Below are 23,410 nucleotides of genomic sequence, written 5' to 3' on the forward strand. Positions count from 1 at the left end.
TCTCTTATTTTGGGCAAAAATAAAATCCTAAACCATGAAAAGACTTATTCTTGCTTTTATTTTGCCAGTACTTTTAAGTTGTTCCAATGAAAACACAACTTCATCAACCATTGAAAAAACCAGTACTTGGAATGCAGAAAAAAAACTGGAAGAATTGGGGATTACTTTGCCGGAAGCCAGCTCTCCTGTTGCCAATTATGTGAATGCTGTAAGAGTTGGAAATCTGCTTTTTTTGTCAGGAAAAGGACCTGGACTACCTGATGGTTCTTATATAACAGGAAAAGTCGGAGAAGATTTAAGTATAGAAGAAGGTAGAGAGGCTGCAAAATTGGTTGGAATTGCTCAACTCGCTGTTTTAAAATCAGAATTGGGTGACTTAAATAAAGTAAAAAGAATTGTAAAAGTCCTGGGTATGGTAAATTGTAGCCCGGAATTTACCCAGCAACCTCAGGTAATCAATGGTTTTTCCGATTTAATGGTAGAAGTTTTTGGAGAAAAAGGAAAACATGCCCGATCTGCAGTCGGCATGAATGCCCTGCCTATGAATATTGCAGTGGAAATCGAGGTTATTGTTGAGGTTGAAGATTAAAAACTCAAAGCCTGATTCCAACACTGAATTGAAGGTAAGGATTAGCCATATATTTGAACATAGATAAGCCTGCAAGATTGTAAGGACTCAATGCGATTTCATATCCTGAATGTGCACCTAAAACCAAATCAAAGGCATTTTTTTGGTTTAGTGGAATGCCATAGGTAATGAAAAGCTCTGGTTTGGCCATGGCACCATAAGTTCTTAGATAACCATCGTAATCAGGTTCTTCAAACAATCTTGGGAAATCCGGCTTATTGTCATAGGTAATTGTGTATCTCAGGTTCCCAAAACCCAATCCTGCCAAAGCACCCATTTCAAGGTTTCTTAAATCCAAAAATTTAAGGCCTCCATTTGCATAAACACGGATGCTACTTAAGGTATGGGATTGGGTATCACTTGCCTTTCCGCCTAAACCAAGATTGAAAAAGTCTATCCCATACATTAAATTTTTGCTATAACCCAACACTTTCAGGCCCCAATTGCTTGGTTTACCCGAGAATGGCTGTAATCCATTGTCAACCAAATGCCTGTTAAGTGCATCAGGACTTGTAAAATGCACGCCATAAAAGATATGTGCCCCCAAGGCTGCATCCTTATAAAAATAGTTGTAATCAGGTAATGTCAAGCCAGCTCCAATCTTAAAAAAGGCCCCGGATTGTAGCGTATTAAAACTGATCCCATTTAATTTCCATGAATCTTCAAGTGGACTGAATGAATAGCCAAATTTTGCAATTAAGGCCAATGCTTCATCTCTACCTGGGATGGGGACATCATAACTCATGTGAAATCCAAATTCCGTTAAAAATCCTGACAGATTGAGTGAATTCTTATGGATATTTCCATCTCTTAAAATAAATCCATGCTCAGGATTTTGAAGAAATTCGTCTAAATTATCTGATTCATTTTCTTTTAACATTTGAAAATTCAGAAACCCGGATCCAACTGACATGTAATGTATCAATTGAAATCTCCCCTCCTCAGTTAACGAAAATCCAACATTGAGTAAAAATCTTGTAGTTCTATAATCGATTTCATATCCGTTGAAAAATGATTTTGGACCGGAATTCTGGCCTAATTCGAGACCTAAAATAAAATCATTATACCTGGCTTGGTAACCAAAATTAAAATTAGTGTAACCCTTCCTCATGGGTGTAAGGCCCTTATTTTCAAGCAAATTATTGAATTCCCTCAAATTTGAACCAGTCTTGCCAATAGTTAAGTACATTGTCGACCGACTTGCTCCATCAGACTGACTATAAACTAAATGGCTGGCCAAACCAAATAAAATACAAATGATTAAGGTCCTCATCAGATTGAATTACATTCCAAAAATAAAGCTAAACTCGAAAACAACGTTGAATTAAATGAATTTTATACATTTAAAAACTTAATGATTTTAGAATATAAATTATCAGGATTAAATGGCTTGGGAATAAAATCATCCATTCCAACTTCTTCCAATTGAACCTTCACATCTATTAGAGAGGATGCAGTCAATGCGATGATAGGAACATTTCTCTTAGATAGATCCCTGTGTCTTCTGATGTACTGGGCCACAGCAAAGCCATCCAATTCCGGCATCTGTAGATCCAGTAAAATAAGATTAAATGAATGAAGTTCAAACTCTCTAATCGCTTCTCTCCCATCATTTGCCATCACAATTTCATGGACACCCCATTTTGTAAGAAATTTATTGATCATAATCTGATTGACCAAATTATCCTCAGCCACCAAAATCTTTGCATTTTGAAGGTTTTTATCTGATGATACAATTTTCTTAAAATGGATATCAGTAAAAGCTTTGATTTTTTCAAATCTGATCACGAATGAAAATACAGTTCCTCCCCCATTTCTTGCTCTTACATCAATTTCTGAGTTGAACAATTTCAATAGTCTTTTAACAATTGCCAATCCTAAGCCCGTCCCTCCGAATTTCCGCGTCGTTTCAGCACTAGCCTGGGTGAAAGCTTCAAATATTGTTCCCTGTTTTTCTTCAGGAATTCCTATTCCTGTATCTTCGAATACAAACTCAATGGCTATGTCTTCTGAATTCTCATCGAAGCGGGTCAATACTATTTTTATGTAGCCCGTTTGCGTAAATTTCACTGCATTGGACAACAGGTTATTCACAATCTGTCCCAATCTAACCGGATCTCCAAAAAGTCTGGTAGGGATATTTTCATCAATTTCCAGAATAATATCCAATGACTTTTCTCTTGCTTGATAGGTGTAGGAATGAATTATCCTGTTAATAACATTCCTAATCTCAAAATCAACATGTTCAAGTTCTACCTTTCCAGAATCAATTTTGGTAAAATCAAGAATATCATTGATTAAGCCCAATAAATTTTCAGCAGAAAACTGCAGTGTTTTTAAGTTTTCCAGTTGATCAGGCCTTGGATTATCCTCAATCAGAAGATGAGACATTCCAATGACAGCATTCATAGGTGTCCTGATTTCATGACTCATGATAGATAAAAACTGGGATTTTACACGGGAAGCCTGTTCCGCTTTTTCTTTGGCATAATAAAGCTCTCTTTGTGCTTCTTTTAGTAAGGTGATATCTCTTGCAATCCCATTATAAAATACGCCCTCTTCTGTAGAAATTAATTTGCCATTGGAACTGAAAATCCTAAATTCCCCATCTTTCCTCTTTAGTTTGAATTCAAGTACTTGATTTATTTCCAGAAAATTAATCTGCTCAGAAGCCATTTTTTCAAACTCAATCAGATCACTTTCATGCAAAAATTCTGTAAGTTTTCTTTGCAAAACTTCAGCAGGCTGGTAACCTAAAAATTGACTGACATTGGGAGAAACATAAGTCAAGGTCAAATCAGTATCCATAGAAAAAATAATTTCCGTAGACTCTTCCACTAACCTCCTATATTTTTCCTCACTTTTTCTTAAGTTTTCCTTGGCTTCATATTCTTCATTGATATCCCTTAATATACCCAATGCATATTCCACTTCATCATCATGCAGAATAGGTTTAATGATCATTTCATAAATTTTCTTCCTAAAAATCAATGTTTTATGAACATCTTTTTTTTGCAGTAATGCTGTTTTTACTGCTGGCTCTATCTCACTAAGGTTGTATTTATGGACTTCTGATAAGGTTTTGCCTTCAAAATCTGAGGGTCTCATTCCCCAGTTCCGCATGGTGCTCCCCTGAGCTACAATATATCTTAAGTCTTTGTCAATGAGAAAAACACTGGTTAGAGGTATATTTGATGCCAAAACCCTATACCTCTCCTGACTTCTGATAATTTCTTCTCTTGATTTTTTTCTTTCTGTAATATCCTGTAAAAGTCCTTCATGCAAGACCACTTTTCCTTCTTGGTCCAAGATCTCCCTTGATTTATCCTCCACCCACCTGTATTCGCCACTTTTTTTCCTCAGCCGGTATTCGCCTGAATAAGCAGGAATTCCCTTCAAGTCTGATCCCTTAAGATGGAATGCCATTAACTCTTCTACATCATCAGGATGAATCAAACTTAATATGCTCTCACCTCTTGTAATCAGATCTTCAGCATTGTAACCGAATTGCTTGATGTTTTCAGTAATATACAGAAATTTAAAATTTGCATTTGGATCAATAGTAAAAAGGACCGCGGGACTACTTTCCACTACCATTTTGGCCCTTTTCGCCAAGGCTTCCTGCTTTTGTAAAATGGAAAGGTTTCTTATGACAAATGAATAACCCAATTTGTCCCCATCATCATTTGAAAAGGCCTGTACAGATAAATCATAGGGCTGAACTAGACCATTTAAAGCCTTTAAGTTTAATTCTTTTCTAAAAACTTTTGAATCTCTTAAATCTGTAATCGCTGCTTTGATCTCAGCAACATCCTCTGAGAGGAAATCAAAAAGATCAAAAACAGCTCCTTTAAATTTACTTTCAGGAAAAATTCTACATTCTGCTAAAGCAGCTTTATTCATATATAAGATACTCCATTGATTATCCGTTACAAAAATCGGATCATCCACTTGAGCAAGAATTTGAGATTGCAGTTTTAGGTAGTTCTCAGCATCTCTTTTGTGGGTAATGTCGGTACAATACCCGTATATTTCCGGTTTACCATTCTCATCAACCGATTTGACTTCAATATTATAGTTGACTATTTTTTCTTTACCATCTTTGGACTTAATAATGAATTCCCCTGAAGACCCGGCTTTTTCATATAATGTTTTTCTAATATTCTTTAAAAGACCTTTTCTTTCCCCTTTATCAACTTTTCTAATTAATTCAATTATGTTTATTGCGGTAATTTTCTCATCCAATTCAAAAATTTTATTTAGACCTTTTGAAAAAAAGAGTTTGTTCTTGCTGAAACTAAATCTCCAGGACCCGGATTTTGCCAAAAGTTCTGTCGATTCCAAAAGTCTTTCATTCCTATCCAAGCTCTTTTTGATGGCCCTGTTAATAAAACTTCCGGCATAAATATCCCCTAATTGCCTCAATACATACTCATCCTTTTCATGCCAATCCCTTTTTCCCTGTACAGCGTCCAATCCAAAAAATCCAATAAGCCTATTTTCTGAGAAAATGGGAATTAAAATTACAGATTTTATTCCTTGTTGTTGATATACTTCCTTTTCAACTACCATGGAATCATCCAATTCTTCCACATCCGGGATAATGAGAATTTCTCCATTTCTCAAAGACCTGATCGTATGGGCGTCTTCTTCAATAGGGATAAATTTCAAAAAATCGATCTGTGGATCGATTCCATCATTGGTCCATTCATATGCATATTCAAGCATCCCTATTTCGTCCTGAACTAAAAAAATGTATGCCCTATCTGCTTTTTCAAATTCGCCTAACATTAAAAGGGATTCATTAAAAACCCGGTCAAGTTTCTGAAAATCAGCATTGACAAATTTTGCAGAAATTTTGTTGATCAAAATCTCAAGCTCGTATCTTTTTTGAAGTGATTTCTTTGCTTTGTAATATTCAGTTACGTCTCTTGCGGAGAATAAAAATCCTTCTACAGCCGGATCATCCAATAAATTTTTGACAAAACTTTCCAGAAAAACACGCTTCCCATCCGGTTTCCTTACCCAAAAATCAATCTTTTCCTCTTCTTTGGATTCCCAAATCCTTTCAAAATTTCCCTCAGTAATTTCAATTAAACCTTCTTTAATAAAGTCCCTGAGAGATTTACCTATTAAAGCATCCGGTTCAATCCCTAACTTATCAATTACCGCAGAACTGACAAACTTAAAATCACCATTTTTATCTAAAATGACCAAAAGATCATGACTATTTCTTAAGATAGTTTGGACAAACCCTAATTCCTTTAGATAATCTTTAGACTGGATCTCAGCAGAAGTTGGGTCCATCAAATCACTGAGGGTAATATGGTGCCTTCCCTTTGCCAGACAATATCTTTGATCATTGTTGGAAGTTAGATTGATAAATCCCCAATGGTATTTATGCAATATCCCCTTTTTGTCTTTAATAGTTCTAAGAAAATCAGTTTTCGGAACTTCTCCACCAAGAAAAAATCTATAGAGCTCATTTTGACTGGTACCATTATTGACAAATTCCTGCCATTTTTTAAAATTATGTTCAAAATTCTCTATCCAGTATTTATTAATGAAGATGATTTGATCTTCACTAAAAACCATCATTGGATCAGATACTTCATCGAAAAAGCTGAAAACGGAAATATCCAATTTTTCAAAATATGCCATACGGTCCGGTCCTCTATAGTAAAATGTAATCGACTATTTAATTGTTACTCAACCAAATCAAAACCAAAAGATAAGCTAACTAAAATAAATTGTAAAATCATCCTTCCAACAAATTTAAAGATGTCAAAAAAATAACTTCAAATAAAAAAACAAAGCTAGTTTAATACCTTAAAACCCATTAACTTATTCAAATATGAATCAAAACTTTAGTAGTTAAATTCTGAATTAATTTGATTATTCAATTAATTATTTAACTTTTTTAAGTAAATGAAAATGAAAAATACCTAATGTTGGGTATTTTTTTCACCAAGATTAATATTTAACATTGTAATACTTTTTAGAGATTCTCTAATAAGTGTTTAAGTTCAAATAAGGGTTATCCCAAAAAATAAAAGCCCCAGTAAGTTACGGGGGCTTTTTTTATTTTATCCAAAATTACCTTTGAAATGTTTTAATTTATATCCAACCTCCACCCAAGGCTTTATATAATCTTACATTTGTTTGTAATTTTTGCGTTTTCAATTCAACCAATTCAATTTCTGCCAACAGCGCTCTGCTTTGGGCATTGATAACTTCTAGGTAGTTCGCATAACCAACCATAAACATGGTATTGGAATTATCGACTGATCTTTTTTGGACTTCAACTTCATTAGTTTTGAGCTGGACTTGCAATTGATATGCTTCAAACTGATTAACCAAATCCAGAATTTCCAAATAGCTTTTCAATACCGTCTGCTCATAATCATACCAGGCAATTTGTTGCATTGCATTTGCGGTTTCAAATCCCATTCTAATCTGGTTTCGGTTAAAGATGGGAGCAGTAAGCCCTGCTCCAAATTGATAAACCGTAGAGGCAGGATTAAAAAATAACCTACTGAAATCAAAAGCGTTGAAACCGGCCATTCCAAACAAATTGAAGTTAGGGAAAAAAGCTGCTCTTGCTGCTTTCACATCTGCATTGGATGCCAGCAATTCTCTTTCCGCAATTCTAATGTCAGGTCTATATATTAATAATTCAGAAGGCAAACCCACTTTGATCAATTCAGGGATTTGAAGTGCATTATCTAGCGTAGTCCTATCATGATCCAATTGGTAAATACCCAATAAACTCGTAATATAAAGTTCAGTTGATCTCAATTCCATTTGTTTTTCAACAAAAAGGGTTTTGGAATTAATAAGCAATGCCTCAAATTGGTCTACGGCAAGTTGATTTTCCTTTCCTGAATTTTTTAAGTCTTTGGAAAGATCAAATGCCGATTCTTGGAGTCTAATGTATTCATCCAAAATTCGGATCTCCTCATCCAGACCAATTAACCTATAATATCCAACTGCAATTTCCGAAATCAACCAAGTTTTGACATGGTTTGCCATCTCCTGTGATGCGAGGAATCTCGCAGATGCTGCCTTCCTCATATTCCTATATTTACCCCATACATCCAATTCCCAGTTAAATCCGGCACCTATGATAAAATCCTGATAGGGATCAGGGATTTTCTTGTCTTCAGGCACCGTCGGAGAGAGGTTTGAATCGGCATTCCCTACACCGTCCATAGTATATTCTCCGAATTTAGTTCTAGATGCTCCCGCAACACCATTGAAATCAGGCAACCAGCCAGCTTTAGCTACTCTATAATTTGCCTTGGCTATCCGGATTCTTTCCAGGGTTTTTAGGTTGTCCTGATTATTTTCAAGACCGATTTTGATAAGGTTTTTAAGGATTTCATCTTCGAAAAATTCCTCCCAATGCAATAAAGCTGCTGAGTTACCTTCATCTTTCTGATCAGTTTGAAAATCAGTGGGTATCTGAAGGTTTTCGGGTTTTGGGGAAATTTCGGCTGTCTTACATCCTTGAAGGGTTAGTACAAAGAATGCTACTAATCCAACTATATTACAAATGAAATTCTTCTTCATGACCATTATGCAGCAATAGCAGGTTTTTCGGTTTCTTTTCGCTTTAATTTGGTGGCCAATGTTTCAAATACAACATACAGGCCCGGAATTAGGAATACACCTACGATTGTTCCGATAAGCATACCTCCTGCAGCCGCCGTACCAATGGTCCGGTTACCAATAGCTCCAGCGCCAGAGGCAATTGTTAAAGGAATCAAACCGGAAATAAAAGCAAAGGAAGTCATCAAAATCGGCCTTAATCTTTCCACTCCACCATTGATAGCACTCTGTAATATTGACAATCCTCTTTGACGGTTTTGAATAGCTATTTCAATGATCAAAATAGCGTTCTTGCCCAAAAGTCCAATCAACATAACCAAAGAAACCTGGGCATAGATATTGTTTTCCAATCCAGTAAGCTTAAGGAAAAGAAATGAACCGAAAATACCGGCAGGTAAGGAAAGGATGACAGGCAATGGCAGGAAATAACTTTCATATTGTGCGGAGAGCAATAAATAAACAAACACCAGACACAATAGAAAAATGTACACTGCCTGGTTACCTGAGGCAATCTGTTCTCTGGTAATACCTGACCATTCAATATCAAAACCTCTAGGTAAATCCGCTGCCACCTCTTCAACAGCCTTAATGGCATCTCCACTGGAAAAACCAGCGGCCGCATCTCCTGTAATCAAAGCAGAGGTAAACATGTTATATCGGGTCAGTTGTTCTGGGCCATACACCCTTTCCATTGTCAGGAAATTGGAATAAGGAACCATCTGACCCTCGCGGTTCTTAGCATACATAGCCAAAATAGATTCAGGGGAGGTTCTGTATTCAGGAGAAGCCTGAATCATTACCTTATACATTTGCCCAAACCGAATAAAATTTGATGAATAGAAACTACCGACATAACTTTGAAGTGTTTCCATTGATTCATTTACATTCACACCTAATTTGGCTGCTCTATCATGGTCCACATTCAAAATGTACTGAGGAAAATTAGGCTCAAAGTTGGTCACCACTTCCTTCAACTGCGGCCTGCTGCTCAGGTTATTTATAAATGACTGGGTTACTTCAGCCATTTCATTTAGTGTTCCACCTGTTTTGTCCTGAAGCCTGAGTTCAAATCCGGATGCATTACCAAAGCCAGGTACTGGAGGTGGAGAGAAAAACTGGATCTGAGCACCTTTAATATGAGAAGTCCTTTCCTGATAATCCAAAATCAATTCATTGACATTCTTATCTCTACTTCCCCAGTCCACCAAATTGATCATACCCATTCCATAGGAGGCACCTGCTGTTTCTGTCATTAAGGAATATCCTGCAAGAGTTGATATGGTTTCTACTTCTTCTAAAGGTAAAAGACTGGATTGTACAGCATCCATTACTTCTCTTGTCCTTTCTACTGTAGCACCTGGAGGAGTGGTGACATTCACATAAATCATCCCCTGATCTTCATTCGGAATAAATCCGGAAGGAACTACTGAGATCGCCCCATAAGTCAGTACAAAGAAAAGAACCAAAGCGCCAAATGTTATAACCCTCCTACCTGCTATATTCTTTAGAATAAAGGCATATTTGTTGGAAAGTGCATCATATTTTTCATTGAAATGATAAAAGAATTTCTGCATAAACCCTTTGGATGGGTCATGTTCCACATCTGATGGTTTCAACAATAGGGCGCATAAAGCAGGAGATAATGTAAGTGCATTGATACCTGAAATTACAATCGCAATTGCTAAGGTCAAAGAGAATTGCCTGTAAAAGATCCCTACCGGACCTGAAAGGAAACTCACTGGAACAAAAACCGCTGACATCACCAATGTAATGGCTACAATTGCACCTCCGATTTCTTTCATTGCAGCCAAAGTAGCGTCCATGGCATTCATTTTTAAATGATGCATCTTGACATGGACAGCCTCAACCACCACAATTGCATTGTCCACTACAATACCGATAGCAAGTACTAAGGCAAAAAGTGTCAGCAGGTTGATGGAGAATCCAAAAAGCTGCATAAAGAAAAAGGTACCAATAAGTGAAACAGGTACCGCAATAGCTGGAATCAGTGTGGATCTAAAATCCTGAAGGAAAATAAAGACCACAAGGGAAACCAATAAGAAGGCCTCTATTAGGGTTTTAATCACTTCAAAAATGGAAGCATCCAAAAATCTCGACACATCATAAGAAACATTGTAAGACATACCTGGCGGAAAGGAAGATGCTTCCAATTCTGCCATTTTGTTTTTAATGTTATCGATGACGTCTTTGGCATTGGAACCAGGTCTTTGTTTGATCATAATTGATGCAGAGGGCCTTCCATCAGTCATGGAAACCATACTGTATTCCTGAGCATCAAATTGAACATCCGCCACATCTTTTAATTTAAGTAAAGACCCATCAGGAAGCGCTTTCAATGTGATATTTTCATAATCCTCTTCCTGATTGAACTTTCCAGTATATTTCAACACATATTGCAAAGCTTGGGGATCCCTGTCAGATGCAATACCTGATTTACCTGGAGCGGCTTCCACATTTTGTGAACGAATAGCCTCTGTAACATCTTGGGGAGATAGATTATATGCCACCAAACGGTCAGGTTTCAACCATATCCTCATAGCATAATCCTTAAATCCCATGATCTGGGCAAACCCAACCCCATCAATCCTTTTTAGTTCGGGAAGAATGTTGATATCAGCAAAATTGTAAACAAATTTTTCATCCTGAAGGCTATCAGTAGTTGTTAGGTTCAAATAAAGCAACATACTGTTTACCTCTTTTTCTGTTTGTACCCCGGCCCTGATAACTTCTTCCGGTAATTCATCCAAAACGGTAGCGACCCTGTTCTGCACATTCACTGCTGCTTGGTCGGGGTCAGTTCCAACTTTAAAAACAATATTAATCAAAGTTATACCATCATTGGTATTTACAGAGGTCATATAAGTCATTCCAGGAACCCCGTTAATTGCTCTCTCAAGCGGGGTGGCCACAGCTTTGGACAATACCTCGGCATTGGCGCCTGTATATTTGGCAGTAACCACCACTGAAGGAGGAACAATTTCGGGAAATTGTGTAACCGGCAAAGTAAACATGGCCAATAATCCCAAAAGTGTGATAAAAACCGAAATTACAGTGGATAAAATCGGCCTTTTAATAAATATTTCAAACATGATATTGGTCTTTAGAAATGAATCATTTACAATGAAGTGGACAAAGTATCATAGGCTTCTTTTTCTGAAACCATGGCAGGACTTACAAAAACACCATCTTTAACCTGCTGAATACCTTCATAAATAATCCGGTCACCTTCTTCAAATCCTTCTGCTATATAATATACCCCATATCTTTGGACAGGCTTGAAACTTCTTACTTTTACCTGATTGTCTTTGTCAAGGATATAAACATAGCTGTAATCCTGAATCTCAAAAGTTGATTTTTGGGGAACCAAAAAAACATTTTCGAGTTGGTTACTCAATTGTATTTTACCACTTGCTCCATGTTTGATCAACTGATCTGGATTGGGAAACCTAACACGAAAAGCAATTGAACCTGTTCCCCGTTCAAAATCTGCCTCCAATGTTTCTAATTTTCCGGTATATTCAAATACTTCCCCATCTGAAAGAATCAATGTGACATCCGGATTAGAAATAAGTTCTTCTCCCTCCATCTTAGCTCTCATATAGGTTAAATATTCATTTTCTGTTACCTTGAAATAGGCAAAAACTTCATTGATATCTGTAATATTGGTCAGCAAATCTCCAGAAGTTACCAATGCCCCGCTTTTCTTTGGAAATCTGTCTACAATACCGTCAAAAGGTGCCCTGATTGTTGTATAAGACAAACCTGTTTTGGCATTCTTCAACATGGCTTCTGCTTCAGCAATTCCGGATTCAGCCACTTCTTTTTTTGATTTGGCCAATTGAAGTTCAGAAGGGGAAATTATGTCCTTTTCAACAAGAATTCTAAGCCTCTCCATTTCTAATGTTGCTGCCTGTGCTTCTGCTTTAGCCTGGGATAATTTGGCATTTGCAGAATTTACCATTTCTGTAAACTCAAGTGATGAAAGTTGAAAAAGAATTTGTCCCTTTTTTACAAACTGTCCTTCATCAACATAAATCCTGTCCACAAAGCCTTCAACTTTTGCACGGATTTCCACAAATTGAACTGCCTGGATTTCACAGACATACGTTTTTGGAAATTCTATAGTTTTGGGAGTTAATTCAAGCACTGGAATATTATCCAAAATCACTATCTCCTGATCTTTGGAGTTTTTTGAATTGCAGGAGAATATACCGAAAACCAGAAATGTCAGTAAAAGCGTTAATGATTTTAATCCGATATTTTTTGACAAGACTCCAAGAGTCCAGCCTAGATTTATTGATTTCATAGGTTAGAAATAATTGAAGGCTTAGTTCCTCTTAGGTCTAAGCATCTAATTGTGATAAATTGTAGTAATAGCTTTTTAAATCGAACGAAACGGAAAATATCCCTCTTACTCAGGGCGCGTTACTCAATATGGTAAACTTAAAAATGATATCCTTGGCTCCTGAAATATGAACAATGTCCTGAGTGAGCTTTGTCAGTGGAGCATATTTGGCAATGAAAATCCGAAGTATACGATCAAAATATTTAATAGACTGAAACTTGGCTATTCCAGTAGATTTTACACCTGAAGGCCTTGAAATCGAAGTTGGGAATTTTACGTAATCAAAATCAGCTTCAGCAATTAATTCAACAGTGTATTCTATGGATTCAATTTCTTCAAATCCATCAAATACTGCCAATACCACAAAAAACATAGCCAGAGCAAAAGCTAAGTATTTTAACCCTAAACTAAATTTATTTGGCATATTTGAATTCATCGCGCAAAATTAATGAATAATTCAATTAATGCTTAAATTTATTTTCAGTTTGGAAATAATTCATCTGATTTTTTTCCAATTAACCAATGATTACCAAAAAAGGTTTAAAATAAAAAATTACAACTTTCATTTTTAATGAATTATTAATTCAATTGCATTCTTTCTTACAATACATTTAATCAATATTTAAATATTTTTCAAAATAAAATATCGAATAAAAAATCCAAGAAATTTAAACCATATTTTGATAAATGGTCAAAGGATCTTTTGTTATTTAAATTCAAACAGCACTATATAAAGTAAGAATCTAAATATTATGCGGATAATTAAAACCCAAACTACCCCTAAAAGTTTTAATTTGAAAAGCATTTACTACTCCTGATGAAAGTTCTTTTCATTTTTTAAACCTATTTAAATTGGACTGTTGTAACTTGACGGCTAATTTTCAAAATGCCTGAATAATGAAAAAAGATTTAAGGATAATATTTATGGGTACACCCGAATTTGCTGTACCCTCATTGGAAATTCTCATAGAAAAGGGTTGGAATATTCTGGCGGTCATAACTGCACCCGATAAACCAAAAGGAAGGGGACAGAAATTAATTCCTTCCCCAATAAAAGAATGTGCCTTAAAATATGGAATTCCAGTCCTTCAGCCTACAAATCTAAAATCTTCTGATTTTTTAGCACAATTGGAAAATTATCGGGCAGATGTACAGGTAGTTGTTGCATTTAGAATGCTCCCTGAATCTGTTTGGAATATGCCTCCTTTGGGGACATTTAACCTTCACGCATCGCTACTTCCCAATTACCGGGGTGCAGCCCCCATCAACTGGGCAATCATCAATGGAGAAAAAGAAACTGGGGTTACAACTTTTTTTTTAAAACATGAAATAGATACCGGAAGTATAATTTACCAAGAAAAAGAACCCATTTTTCCTACAGATAATGTCGGCACTCTTTATGAAAGACTCATGCTAAAGGGAGCAAAACTGGTTTTGAAAACTATAGAAAAAATCGCAGAAGGTAACTTATCTCCAACAGTTCAGGATGAAAGTCAAGCGCTGCACCATGCTCCTAAAATTTTCAAAGAGACTTGTGAAATTGATTGGAATGAAAGTGCCGAGTCTATACATAATCTGATAAGAGGGCTATCTCCTTATCCAACTGCATGGACTATTTTAGGTGGCAAAAACTGTAAAATTTTTGAATCTGAATTGAATGAAAAAGATATCAACGGTTTGAAACCCGGAGAGTATTTTTCTGATGGTAAAAGTCATTTGACTTTTCAGACCGGTAAAGGATCATTAAAAATTCTCGGGCTTCAACTTGAAGGTAAAAAAAGATTGGAAATCCATGAATTTTTGAGAGGAAACAAAATCTAAAAACCACCATACTAATCTCTTTCTTTTGACTTTAATTGAAATAAAATTGTGTTTTTACCATGGCATTTTTTAAATTAGAAAATCAAACATTCTTAAATATGAAAACTTTAATACAGGCTTTATCTCTTATTTTTATTTGTATTTCCTTTTCTTCAGAAGCACAAATTATGAAAAGACTAAAAGATGCTGCTGAAAGAGGTGTTAGCAGGGCTGTTGAAAAAAGAGTTGAAACTGAGATGGAAAAATTAGCCCAAAGACAACTTGAAAAAGTTTTTAGAGATGTTTATGGCCCTTCCGGAATGCCCGGAGTTGATATTAACAAAGTTCTAGAGGGGATCAGCCAAGATGTGGCCATTTCTGATTCCTATGAATTCACCGGTTATTCTGTAATAGAAATAACAGGAATTGATGATAAAGGAAAAACAGTTGAACCCACTATGATGCGTTCATTCCTTTCGGATGATGCCTTGGTGATCGGTATGGAAATTGAGAATGAGGAAACCAAAAAAGAAGAAATGAAGACTGTGCTCATTTATGATCTGGAAAGAAATGCTTCAATAATTTTAATGGATAGTAAAGGAGAAAAGTCTAGAATGGCCTATGGCATTGACTTGGCCAAAATAGAGGAAAGCGTTGAAAATGATTCAATCTCTGAGGGTTATGAAGTAAGTTTCAGAAAAACAGGGAATACCAAAACAATTTTAGGCTACAATTGTGAGGAATTTGAAACTGAGGATGAGGATGGAAAAGCGCTTTACTGGGTAACTGACCATCCAATAAAGGGAAGAAACACCTTTTGGGGGGAAAGTAATCCAATATTAGCAGCCAGGATGCAAAGTCAAAAAAACATCAACTTCAAGGATCTTCCAAAAGGGAATATGATGGAGCTTAACTATGTAAGTAAAAAAGACAAGAGCAATTTATGGATGAAAGTCATTGAATTAAATGATGATTCTGAACAAAAATTTATAATGTCTGATTATCCGAATGTTTTTGCCGGCATGCAGGAAAAATGATTTTTAAACTGAGAGAAACCTTGGTATCTTGTCGAAAAAATCAATCACCTTGAAAATTTCTATAATTGTTGCAAAGGCTAAAAATGATGTCATCGGGAAGGATAATCAATTGATCTGGAAACTTTCCTCCGATTTAAAACTTTTTAAAAAGATCACCTCCGGGCATCATATCATCATGGGAAGAAAAACCTATGAATCGGTAGGTAGGCCTCTACCCAATCGGGTATCTGTAGTGATTTCAAGAAATAAAAATTTCGAATTACCCTCTGGACATTTAGTTGTTCACTCCCTTGAAGAAGCCATTCAAGTCTGCATAGGCAGGCATTTAGATCAGGTATTTATTATAGGCGGCGCTGAAATCTATAAACAGGCAATAAAAATAGCAGATGAATTATTGGTCACCCAAGTAGAGGCAAGTCCTGAAGGAGATGCTTTCTTCCCTTACATTGATCCCAAAAAATGGCAAATCATTTCTTCGGAGCATTTTGAAAAAGATCAAAACAATCAGCATAGTTTTGATTTTGTGATTTATAAACGGATTACGAAATGAAAGATCAGGTAATTTGGATTACCGGCGCCTCTTCTGGAATCGGCGAAGCCTTGGTAAGAAAATACACTGCTGAAGGTTTTAGAATAATTTTATCCTCAAGAAATTTGGAATTGCTTAATCAAATTAAAGAGGCATCCAAATCTCCTGAGAATCTTTTCGTACTTCCTTTAGATCTAAACAAACCTGACTCTTTTGTAGAAATATGTGAAAAAGCTATTGCTGTTTTTGGAAAAATTGATGTTTTGATCAATAATGGAGGTATTAGTCAAAGGTCTCTGGCTGCTGAAACAGCTTTATCTGTTGACAGAAAAATAATGGATGTAAATTTTTTCGGAACAATTGCTCTTTCTAAAGCTCTATTGCCACATTTTTTAAAAAACAATCAAGGTCATTTTGTAGTGGTAAGTAGCCTTGTCGGAAAATTTGGCTCTCCTTACCGGTCGGCATATGCTGCATCAAAACATGCCCTCCATGGTTTCTTTGATTCTTTAAGGGCTGAGCAGTTTAAAAACAATATCCATGTTACGATGGTTTGCCCTGGATTTATAAAGACCAAGGTGTCAATTAATGCCCTCACTGGAGATGGCTCCCCTCTGAATAAAATGGATGACGCACAGGAAAAAGGCATTTCTTCAGATGTCTGTGCCTTGGAAATTTTTAAGGCTGTGAATAAAAAGAAAGAAGAAGTTCTAATTGGTGGGAAAGAGAAATATGCAGTCTATCTTAAAAGGTTTTTCCCAGCCTTGTTCTCAAGAATATTGAGAAAAGCGAAGGTAAGGTAAGACTTAAAAACGGCTCTGTTTTTCTCAAAAACAATTTAAATTCAAAATAGAAATGACCAATTATAGTGAAATAAAAGCTGAAATAATCGCTATTGGGGATGAATTGCTCTATGGACAAATAATGGACACCAATAGTCATTGGATCAGTCAGGAAATGGACAAGATCGGTGTTAGGGTAGTTAGAAGGACCACTGTCGGAGATAATCGGGATTCAATTTTGTCTGCTTTCAAAAGCGCGGAAAGCAGGGCAGATATTATTCTTATGACAGGCGGTTTGGGCCCAACCAACGATGACCTCACTAAGCCTTTGCTAGCAGAGTATTTTGGCTGTGATTTGGTCCTTTTCCAAGAGGCTTTAGAGGCTGTCCGGACATTCTTTGAAAAGAGGGGAAGAGAGTTAACTGATTTAAATAAACTACAAGCCCACCTACCTTCAAATTGCACCTACATTCCCAATGAATTGGGAACTGCACCCGGTATGTGGTTTGAAGAAAACGGCAGAATATGGATGTCCATGCCCGGAGTACCTCATGAGATGAAGAAATTAATCTCGGATCATGTCATTCCAAGAATAAAAGGTATGTTCAAATTACCCCATATTTACCATAAGGTTATCAAAACGGTAGGAATTGGAGAAAGTTGGTTAGCAGACTTAATTAAAGACTGGGAAAAAGAATTACCCAATCATATTAAATTAGCTTATCTTCCTTCTTTGGGGCAGGTAAAGTTGAGATTGACTGCATTTGGAGAGAATGATAATGAATTGGCAAATGATGTAGAAAAAGAGATAGAGAAAGTAAAACCCCTTATTGAAAAATATATCTATGGATATAATCAGGAAAAATTGGAGGAAGCCATAGGAAGGCTACTCAAATCACATAACAAAAAAGTCGCTTTGGCCGAAAGTTGTTCCGGAGGATATATATCCCACTTGATTACTTCAATTCCCGGCAGCAGCGATTATTTCCAAGGTGCTCTAATACCCTATCATAATCGGTTCAAAAACCGGATTCTAAATGTGGATGCCACCACATTGGAAGAAAAAGGAGCTGTAAGCGAAGAGACGGTGATGCAAATGTCAGAACATATCCGAAACCTTTTTGATGCGGATTTGGGTCTTGCCAGTAGTGGTATTGCTGGACCAAGTGGTGGATGGGCCGAAAAACCTGTGGGCACAGTCTGGATTGCATGCGCCATGCAGGGTAAAACAGTTACAAAAAAACTTCAATTGACACAAGACCGAATGTTGAACATACAGTTAACCGGAGTAGCTGTACTTAATTTACTACGATTATGTATAGAAGGGAAAACAGAATAAAAATTTTCTATTTCAATTTTGGATTGGACAAAATAAAATTTAATTTTAAAACTCGGAAATAAACCAAATTAAATAATATAAGTATGGCAAACGTAGAAATGCTTATGCCCAAAATGGGTGAGAGTATCATAGAAGGCACCATTCTTACTTGGCTAAAAAAGGAAGGAGATTCCATTGAACAAGATGAATCGGTTTTAGAAGTGGCCACAGATAAGGTAGATACCGAAGTACCTGCAACCCATGGCGGTATTTTAAAGAAAATTTTGGCTAAAGAAGGAGAAGTAGTGGCTGTAGGAGCCCCAATTGCTATCATAGAAACGGAAGAAGAAAGTCATGATGATTCTTCTGAACCATTAAAAGAAAAAAGTAAAGAAGAATTAATCGCTGCAGCACCGGCCCAAACTAAAACTATTTTGGCAACTTCCACAGCAACATTATCTTCTGAAGGTGATGACAGGTTTTATTCTCCACTTGTTCTCAGTATTGCAAAGGAAGAAAATATCAGCAAAGCAGAATTATCCAAGGTGATGGGTACCGGTAAGGAAGGACGAGTTACCAAACAGGATATTCTTCAGTATGTAAAAACCAGAGAATTCAGGAAGTCAACTGAAATAGATCAAGAAATCGCCCATAAAACAATGACTTCTTCCATTTCCATAAGATCCGAAGGGAGTATTTCTGCAGAAGATGAGATCATTGAAATGGACAGAATGCGAAAAATTATCGCTCAAAGGATGGTAGATTCCAAGCGAATTTCCGCACATGTGACTTCATTTGTAGAAGCCGATGTAACAAATATTGTTTTATGGAGAAATAAAGTTAAAGATGCCTTCAAGAAAAAAGAAGGGGAGTCATTAACCTTTACGCCATTCTTTATGGAGGCAGTAGCCAAAGCAATTAGGGATTTTCCAATGATAAATATCAGTGTAGATGGTGATAAAATCATTAAAAAGAAAGACATTAACATCGGAATGGCGGTGGCTTTGCCTACGGGAAATTTAATTGTTCCAATCATAAAAAACGCGGATCAATTAAATTTAATGGGCTTATCCAAAAAGATCAATGATCTTGCGAACAGAGCAAGAAACAACAAACTCTCTCCTGATGAATTGGAAGGAGGTACCTATACAGTTTCCAATGTTGGTTCGTTTGGGAATGTTATGGGCACACCTATTATTCCCCAACCTCAAGTTGCTATCCTGGCTATTGGTGCAATTCAGAAAAAGCCAGCTGTTGTGGAAACCCCAACAGGTGATGTAATAGCCATTCGACACAAAATGTTCCTTTCACATTCTTACGACCATAGGGTGGTAGATGGCTCATTAGGAGGAATGTTTGTACGAAGAGTTGCCGATTACTTGGAGGCTTTTGATTTGAATACTGAATTATAAAAAAAGAGGTCTTAGACCTCTTTTTTACTTTCAAGTTCTTTAAATCTTTCTGCAAAAACACGGGCAATATCATGAATACTTACAGGTTTAGTCAGGTAACTGTTCATACCGGAAGTTAAGGCTTCATCTATGTCCTCTTTGAAAGCATTGGCAGAAAGACCAATAATTTTCAAATCCTTATCCATTGATAATTGCCTTATTTTTCTTGTTGCTTCTAGTCCATTCATTTTGGGCATCTGAATATCCATCAAAATTAAGTCATAAACATTTGATTTGACGGCTGCAATTGCTTCCAATCCATTTCTTGCTATTTCAACCTCATAGCCCAATTGTTCCATCAACATCATCATAAAAGTCAGATTGGTGTTATTATCCTCCACGAGAAGGATTTTCAAAGGACACCTTTCTGCCAAATTAACAAGTTCTATTTCCTCCTCATTTATTTCAAAATTTCCGAATTGACCGAAGTCCTCCTTTTCTGAAATAGAGGTCCCAAAAACACTGAAAATAAATTCTGATCCTTCTCCAGGTTTACTCTTGATTTGAAGTTCACCTCCCATTAGCTCCACCAATTTTTTGGAAATTGCCAATCCAAGTCCTGTTCCTTCATATTCCCTCGTGTTGCTTCCATCCAATTGAACGAAAGGCTCTGTCAGCATCCCAATGTCCTCTGGTGGAATACCTGACCCATTATCCTTAATACTGAAATATAAAATGATGTTTTCCTCAAGAACAGATTCCACTGAAATTTCAACATGGACTTTCCCTCCCTGAGGAGTAAACTTCATGGCATTTCCTAAAATATTTAGCACAACCTGAGCTACCTTTTCTTTATCTAGCTGTACCAAGCTTGGGACCAAAGGGCCAAACTTATAAGTGAATTGGATTTTTTTCTTTTCTACTATTCCTGAAAAAATCTTAAATATCCTTTGCATTTCCAATTTAAAATGGAATTTACTAAGGTTGAGATTCATCATCCCAGATTCAATTTTGGAATAATCCAAAATATCATTGATTATGTTTGAAAGAGACTTACCAGAGTCTTTGATCACATTTAAATATTCTCTTTGCTTTTGGTTCAATTTCGTATTCTCCAACAACTCCACTATACCCAGCAAGCCATTCATTGGGGTTCTGATTTCATGACTCATATTTGCCAAGAACTCCGATTTTGCCCTATTTGCAGATTCTGCAGCATTTTTTGCTTCCTGCAATCCTTTTTCATATAATTTTTGGGTGGTAATATCCCTTGCCATGGATACAATTTTTTCCTCATCCAATTTAAAAACCCTGGCTTCAAAAATTCTTTTCCCTATGGGAAGCATAAATTCAAATTCAATTTGCTGGATTTTATTGGTAGCTATGGTCCTTTCAAATGCCTGGATCAGATCGGTTCTCATTGGTTCAGGCATGATATCCTTGAAGTTTAGTCCCATTATCGACTCTGGGGGAGTTAATAACAGCGATTCATCTTTTACATAATAGTCCAAGAAGACACCATCATTATTGTAAATAAAAATAAGGTCAGGTAAACTGTTCAATACTGCTCTGAGTCTGTTTTCGCTTTTGACCAATTTTTGCTCTGATTCAAATTTATATTGGATATCTGTACAAATACCTACATTTCCATTGAAGTTTCCTTTTTCATCATACAAAAGCTTTTCAAAAATTTTTACCCGGACCCAATTTCCGTTTTTATGTTTCATATCAAATTCCAAGGAAACATTTTGATTCCGCTCTGCTATCGCCGACTCTAAAGTTGAATTGATATATTCCCGCTGATCAGGATTATGGTAATTTTTGAAGTTGGACATAAAATCTTCCTGAGAATATCCCAAAACATTGACAACCTCCTCTCCAACTGCCGTCATTTTTCCATTTGCATTTTGAAAATAAACAAAGCCCTTTGATTCCTGAAGCAATAAGGTTTGTCTTCTGAACAATTCTTTGATTTTTTCAGAACTCTTTTCCAGGGCAATATTTGAGCTTTGAACATTTCTTATTAGTTTGAAAAGTACCAACAGGACAGTCACCAATACCACCAAGAGGCCAAAAAGCAAATAGAAATAGTTAACATATACATCAAATCCAATTGTAGAAATATCCTGAGTAAATACTATTCCAAACTTTTTTTCAAAAGGAACCAATTGAAATGGGTAATAATGGATAGAGGCCTGAAATCTCTCTTGTGAATCTGAAGCAGAAAAACCACCTAATAGATCTCCTTTTAATCCTAAATTAAGATCTGCTGAAAGATTATTTAAAACATGGTCTTCATAATCTATTTTAGTATCTGAATTTTCAAAATTATAACGTTTAAGAACGCCATCCTTCCAAATAAACTTCCCATTTTTTGACCCCAAATAAAAATTACTCAATTGATCATTAAAAAACCTATCCAAATTTGTGGTTGCAATAATACTTACTCCTTTACTTTCATTTTTTAGGTCTAAAACTTCTCCGTCTTTTCCAGTTGGAATTTGCTCTTTCTCTTCATAAAAGACTTTTAAAAAATTATTCCTATCATCAAAATGAAATGAAACTATATGATTTGGAAAAACAACTACAATGGTATCCAGAACATCTCTGTGGTTATTGAAAATCCTTCTTGCTCTTTTTTCAAAAGCCAATTCTTCATTTGAAGTTCTTTCATATGTCCATGGCTCCAGGTTATTTACAAAGAACAACATGTCCTCATACATCAAATCGAATGACTTCTGAATGTCTTTCCCTGCAATTTCTACTTGTTTGTTCAAGGACTGTTGAATAGAATTTAACTGACTGTCCCTTAATGCCTGAAAAAAACTGACCGCTAAAAAAGATATTAATACAGCTACAATTATCCCAAAAAAAACAAACCATTGGTATAGTCCCTTTCTTTTTCCATACTCAAATTCCTCTTTATTCATCATCAGAACGTTAAATCTAGGACATACCAATTCAATTTGGACATTTTAGCAGCTGAAACTTTAATTTCAACACCTGAATCCCTTAAAATATATTCATCCTCACTGGAAAGAATAATTTGTGAGGCCAATTTCCTAACCTCCCTGTTTTTACTGCTGAATAAATTAAAATCCTCTTCCCTATAACTGTCAGAGGTAATTGTTTGGGTATAAGTATGATTTTTTAATGGAGGGAGTGAAAGTGCTTCAATACCTTTAGCTTTCCCTGCAACCAATTTTCCAGTTGAGTCAATTATAACAAAATTACTATCGAACTTATCCAAATAGGCTTCAATGATATCATTCAATGTAATATCAAAAGCCAAAACCATTTTTAAATCATTTTCAAAATAAATGGGATTCAGTAAAGATATCATCCAACCTTTACCCACAGGGTCAACATAAGTTTCATCAACCCAAATGGTCTCTTTGGAAGGGTTGTGTTGTTCATCTGCGAAATAATAAAAATTAAATGATGTCACATCCAAATCGGGATCCAACATGGAAAAAGCATCATAAGGGGGATATAATCTATTAATTTGAAGTTGACTGTTAAAGTAAACCTGAGAAACTACAGGATGTTTATCAATAATGGCCCGAAAGGCAGAATCCAGAGAGTTGGTAAGATATAAAAGTTCCAAAGCTTCTTGCTTATTCTCCGAAGTTTCAGAAATGTAAATTGTGCTGAGGTTTGGATCAGAATTAGGGGAAACATTTGAAAAAGCCCCTCTAAACTTATACTTATTTTTATCGGCTTTGGATAAAATCTTTTCTTTATTTTCAAAAAGATAGTGTACAAAATTCCCTAAATTTTTGATTTCATCTTCCAAAACCTTAAAATCATATTCTAATAATGAAATAAATGTTTGAAGTTCTAATTCTACATCTTCCGACTTAGATTTTTGAGACTGGGAACAGGAAGAAATTATGAATAATAGCAAAGAAAGAAAGATAAGGCGAAATCTCATTCCAAATTCAGTTA

At 35.9% G+C, this 23,410-nt stretch carries 15 protein-coding genes; 7 read left to right on the forward strand and 8 right to left on the reverse strand.

All coding sequences use genetic code 11. The features are described 5' to 3' along the window. The first annotated feature begins 34 nt into the window (after window positions 1-34). Entirely contained in the window at window positions 35-589 is a 555-nt protein-coding gene (locus tag ACFSKV_RS17460; RefSeq protein WP_380805683.1) for a RidA family protein, read from the forward strand. A gap of 4 nt (window positions 590-593) precedes the next feature. Here the strand turns inward: ACFSKV_RS17460 and ACFSKV_RS17465 are convergent, their stop codons facing one another. The 6 genes from ACFSKV_RS17465 to ACFSKV_RS17490 all read right to left on the reverse strand — a co-directional run bounded on the left by ACFSKV_RS17465 (window position 594) and on the right by ACFSKV_RS17490 (window position 13,029). Next, window positions 594-1,817, reverse strand: a complete 1,224-nt coding sequence (locus ACFSKV_RS17465; RefSeq protein ID WP_380805686.1) for a hypothetical protein — start codon at window positions 1,815-1,817, stop codon at window positions 594-596. 146 nt (window positions 1,818-1,963) lie between these two features. Then, window positions 1,964-6,289 (reverse strand): PAS domain S-box protein, encoded by a 4,326-nt coding sequence (locus ACFSKV_RS17470; RefSeq protein ID WP_380805689.1) that lies wholly within the window; start codon window positions 6,287-6,289, stop codon window positions 1,964-1,966. Between the two features lie 456 nt (window positions 6,290-6,745). Further along, window positions 6,746-8,200 carry a TolC family protein gene (locus ACFSKV_RS17475; protein WP_380805692.1) on the reverse strand — a complete coding sequence of 485 codons (1,455 nt, stop codon included), beginning with the start codon at window positions 8,198-8,200 and terminating at the stop codon, window positions 6,746-6,748. A gap of 5 nt (window positions 8,201-8,205) precedes the next feature. Further along, complete coding sequence (locus ACFSKV_RS17480; RefSeq protein WP_380805695.1) at window positions 8,206-11,349, reverse strand: efflux RND transporter permease subunit; 3,144 nt, start codon at window positions 11,347-11,349, stop codon at window positions 8,206-8,208. 26 nt (window positions 11,350-11,375) lie between these two features. After that, on the reverse strand, window positions 11,376-12,566 hold the full coding sequence (locus ACFSKV_RS17485; RefSeq protein ID WP_380805698.1) for an efflux RND transporter periplasmic adaptor subunit: 1,191 nt from the start codon (window positions 12,564-12,566) through the stop codon (window positions 11,376-11,378). Between the two features lie 109 nt (window positions 12,567-12,675). Next, a complete protein-coding gene (locus ACFSKV_RS17490; RefSeq protein ID WP_380805700.1) occupies window positions 12,676-13,029 on the reverse strand; it encodes a hypothetical protein in 354 nt (117 codons plus the stop codon). A 473-nt stretch (window positions 13,030-13,502) separates the two neighbouring features. Between ACFSKV_RS17490 and fmt the strand changes: the two genes are divergently transcribed. From fmt to ACFSKV_RS17520, 6 genes are all read left to right on the forward strand, one after another. Then, window positions 13,503-14,426: a methionyl-tRNA formyltransferase gene (gene fmt / locus ACFSKV_RS17495; RefSeq protein WP_380805702.1), complete on the forward strand. Its 924-nt coding sequence runs from the start codon at window positions 13,503-13,505 to the stop codon at window positions 14,424-14,426. A gap of 167 nt (window positions 14,427-14,593) precedes the next feature. Further along, complete coding sequence (locus tag ACFSKV_RS17500; protein ID WP_380805704.1) at window positions 14,594-15,442, forward strand: DUF4412 domain-containing protein; 849 nt, start codon at window positions 14,594-14,596, stop codon at window positions 15,440-15,442. A gap of 49 nt (window positions 15,443-15,491) precedes the next feature. Next, a complete protein-coding gene (locus ACFSKV_RS17505) occupies window positions 15,492-15,992 on the forward strand; it encodes a dihydrofolate reductase (RefSeq protein WP_380805706.1) in 501 nt (166 codons plus the stop codon). Further along, window positions 15,989-16,774, forward strand: a complete 786-nt coding sequence (locus ACFSKV_RS17510; protein WP_380805708.1) for an SDR family oxidoreductase — start codon at window positions 15,989-15,991, stop codon at window positions 16,772-16,774. The genes ACFSKV_RS17505 and ACFSKV_RS17510 overlap by 4 nt, the downstream gene beginning before the upstream one ends. Before the next feature lie 52 nt (window positions 16,775-16,826). Then, entirely contained in the window at window positions 16,827-18,092 is a 1,266-nt protein-coding gene (locus ACFSKV_RS17515; protein WP_380805711.1) for a competence/damage-inducible protein A, read from the forward strand. A gap of 83 nt (window positions 18,093-18,175) precedes the next feature. Then, window positions 18,176-19,483, forward strand: coding sequence for a dihydrolipoamide acetyltransferase family protein (locus ACFSKV_RS17520; protein ID WP_380805713.1), 1,308 nt, complete (start codon window positions 18,176-18,178; stop codon window positions 19,481-19,483). Window positions 19,484-19,494: 11 nt separating this feature from the next. Here the strand turns inward: ACFSKV_RS17520 and ACFSKV_RS17525 are convergent, their stop codons facing one another. Both ACFSKV_RS17525 and ACFSKV_RS17530 read right to left on the reverse strand, forming a co-directional pair. Then, window positions 19,495-22,395 (reverse strand): PAS domain-containing hybrid sensor histidine kinase/response regulator, encoded by a 2,901-nt coding sequence (locus tag ACFSKV_RS17525; protein WP_380805716.1) that lies wholly within the window; start codon window positions 22,393-22,395, stop codon window positions 19,495-19,497. Next, window positions 22,395-23,396, reverse strand: coding sequence for a Cache sensor protein (locus ACFSKV_RS17530; RefSeq protein ID WP_380805718.1), 1,002 nt, complete (start codon window positions 23,394-23,396; stop codon window positions 22,395-22,397). The genes ACFSKV_RS17525 and ACFSKV_RS17530 overlap by 1 nt, the downstream gene beginning before the upstream one ends. Window positions 23,397-23,410: the final 14 nt, after the last annotated feature.

The sequence above is a fragment of the Shivajiella indica genome (genome assembly GCF_042683085.1).
In the GTDB taxonomy this organism is placed as follows: domain Bacteria; phylum Bacteroidota; class Bacteroidia; order Cytophagales; family Cyclobacteriaceae; genus Shivajiella; species Shivajiella indica.

Bases quoted from the DNA above. Each gene is read 5' to 3' on its own strand.
- ACFSKV_RS17460 (WP_380805683.1), top strand. From the start codon at position 35: ATGAAAAGACTTATTCTTGCTTTTATTTTGCCAGTACTTTTAAGTTGT.
- ACFSKV_RS17465 (WP_380805686.1), bottom strand. From the start codon at position 1,817: ATGTACTTAACTATTGGCAAGACTGGTTCAAATTTGAGGGAATTCAAT.
- ACFSKV_RS17470 (WP_380805689.1), bottom strand. From the start codon at position 6,289: ATGGCATATTTTGAAAAATTGGATATTTCCGTTTTCAGCTTTTTCGAT.
- ACFSKV_RS17475 (WP_380805692.1), bottom strand. From the start codon at position 8,200: ATGAAGAAGAATTTCATTTGTAATATAGTTGGATTAGTAGCATTCTTT.
- ACFSKV_RS17480 (WP_380805695.1), bottom strand. From the start codon at position 11,349: ATGTTTGAAATATTTATTAAAAGGCCGATTTTATCCACTGTAATTTCG.
- ACFSKV_RS17485 (WP_380805698.1), bottom strand. From the start codon at position 12,566: ATGAAATCAATAAATCTAGGCTGGACTCTTGGAGTCTTGTCAAAAAAT.
- ACFSKV_RS17490 (WP_380805700.1), bottom strand. From the start codon at position 13,029: ATGCCAAATAAATTTAGTTTAGGGTTAAAATACTTAGCTTTTGCTCTG.
- fmt (WP_380805702.1), top strand. From the start codon at position 13,503: ATGAAAAAAGATTTAAGGATAATATTTATGGGTACACCCGAATTTGCT.
- ACFSKV_RS17500 (WP_380805704.1), top strand. From the start codon at position 14,594: ATGAAAAGACTAAAAGATGCTGCTGAAAGAGGTGTTAGCAGGGCTGTT.
- ACFSKV_RS17510 (WP_380805708.1), top strand. From the start codon at position 15,989: ATGAAAGATCAGGTAATTTGGATTACCGGCGCCTCTTCTGGAATCGGC.
- ACFSKV_RS17515 (WP_380805711.1), top strand. From the start codon at position 16,827: ATGACCAATTATAGTGAAATAAAAGCTGAAATAATCGCTATTGGGGAT.
- ACFSKV_RS17520 (WP_380805713.1), top strand. From the start codon at position 18,176: ATGGCAAACGTAGAAATGCTTATGCCCAAAATGGGTGAGAGTATCATA.
- ACFSKV_RS17525 (WP_380805716.1), bottom strand. From the start codon at position 22,395: ATGATGAATAAAGAGGAATTTGAGTATGGAAAAAGAAAGGGACTATAC.
- ACFSKV_RS17530 (WP_380805718.1), bottom strand. From the start codon at position 23,396: ATGAGATTTCGCCTTATCTTTCTTTCTTTGCTATTATTCATAATTTCT.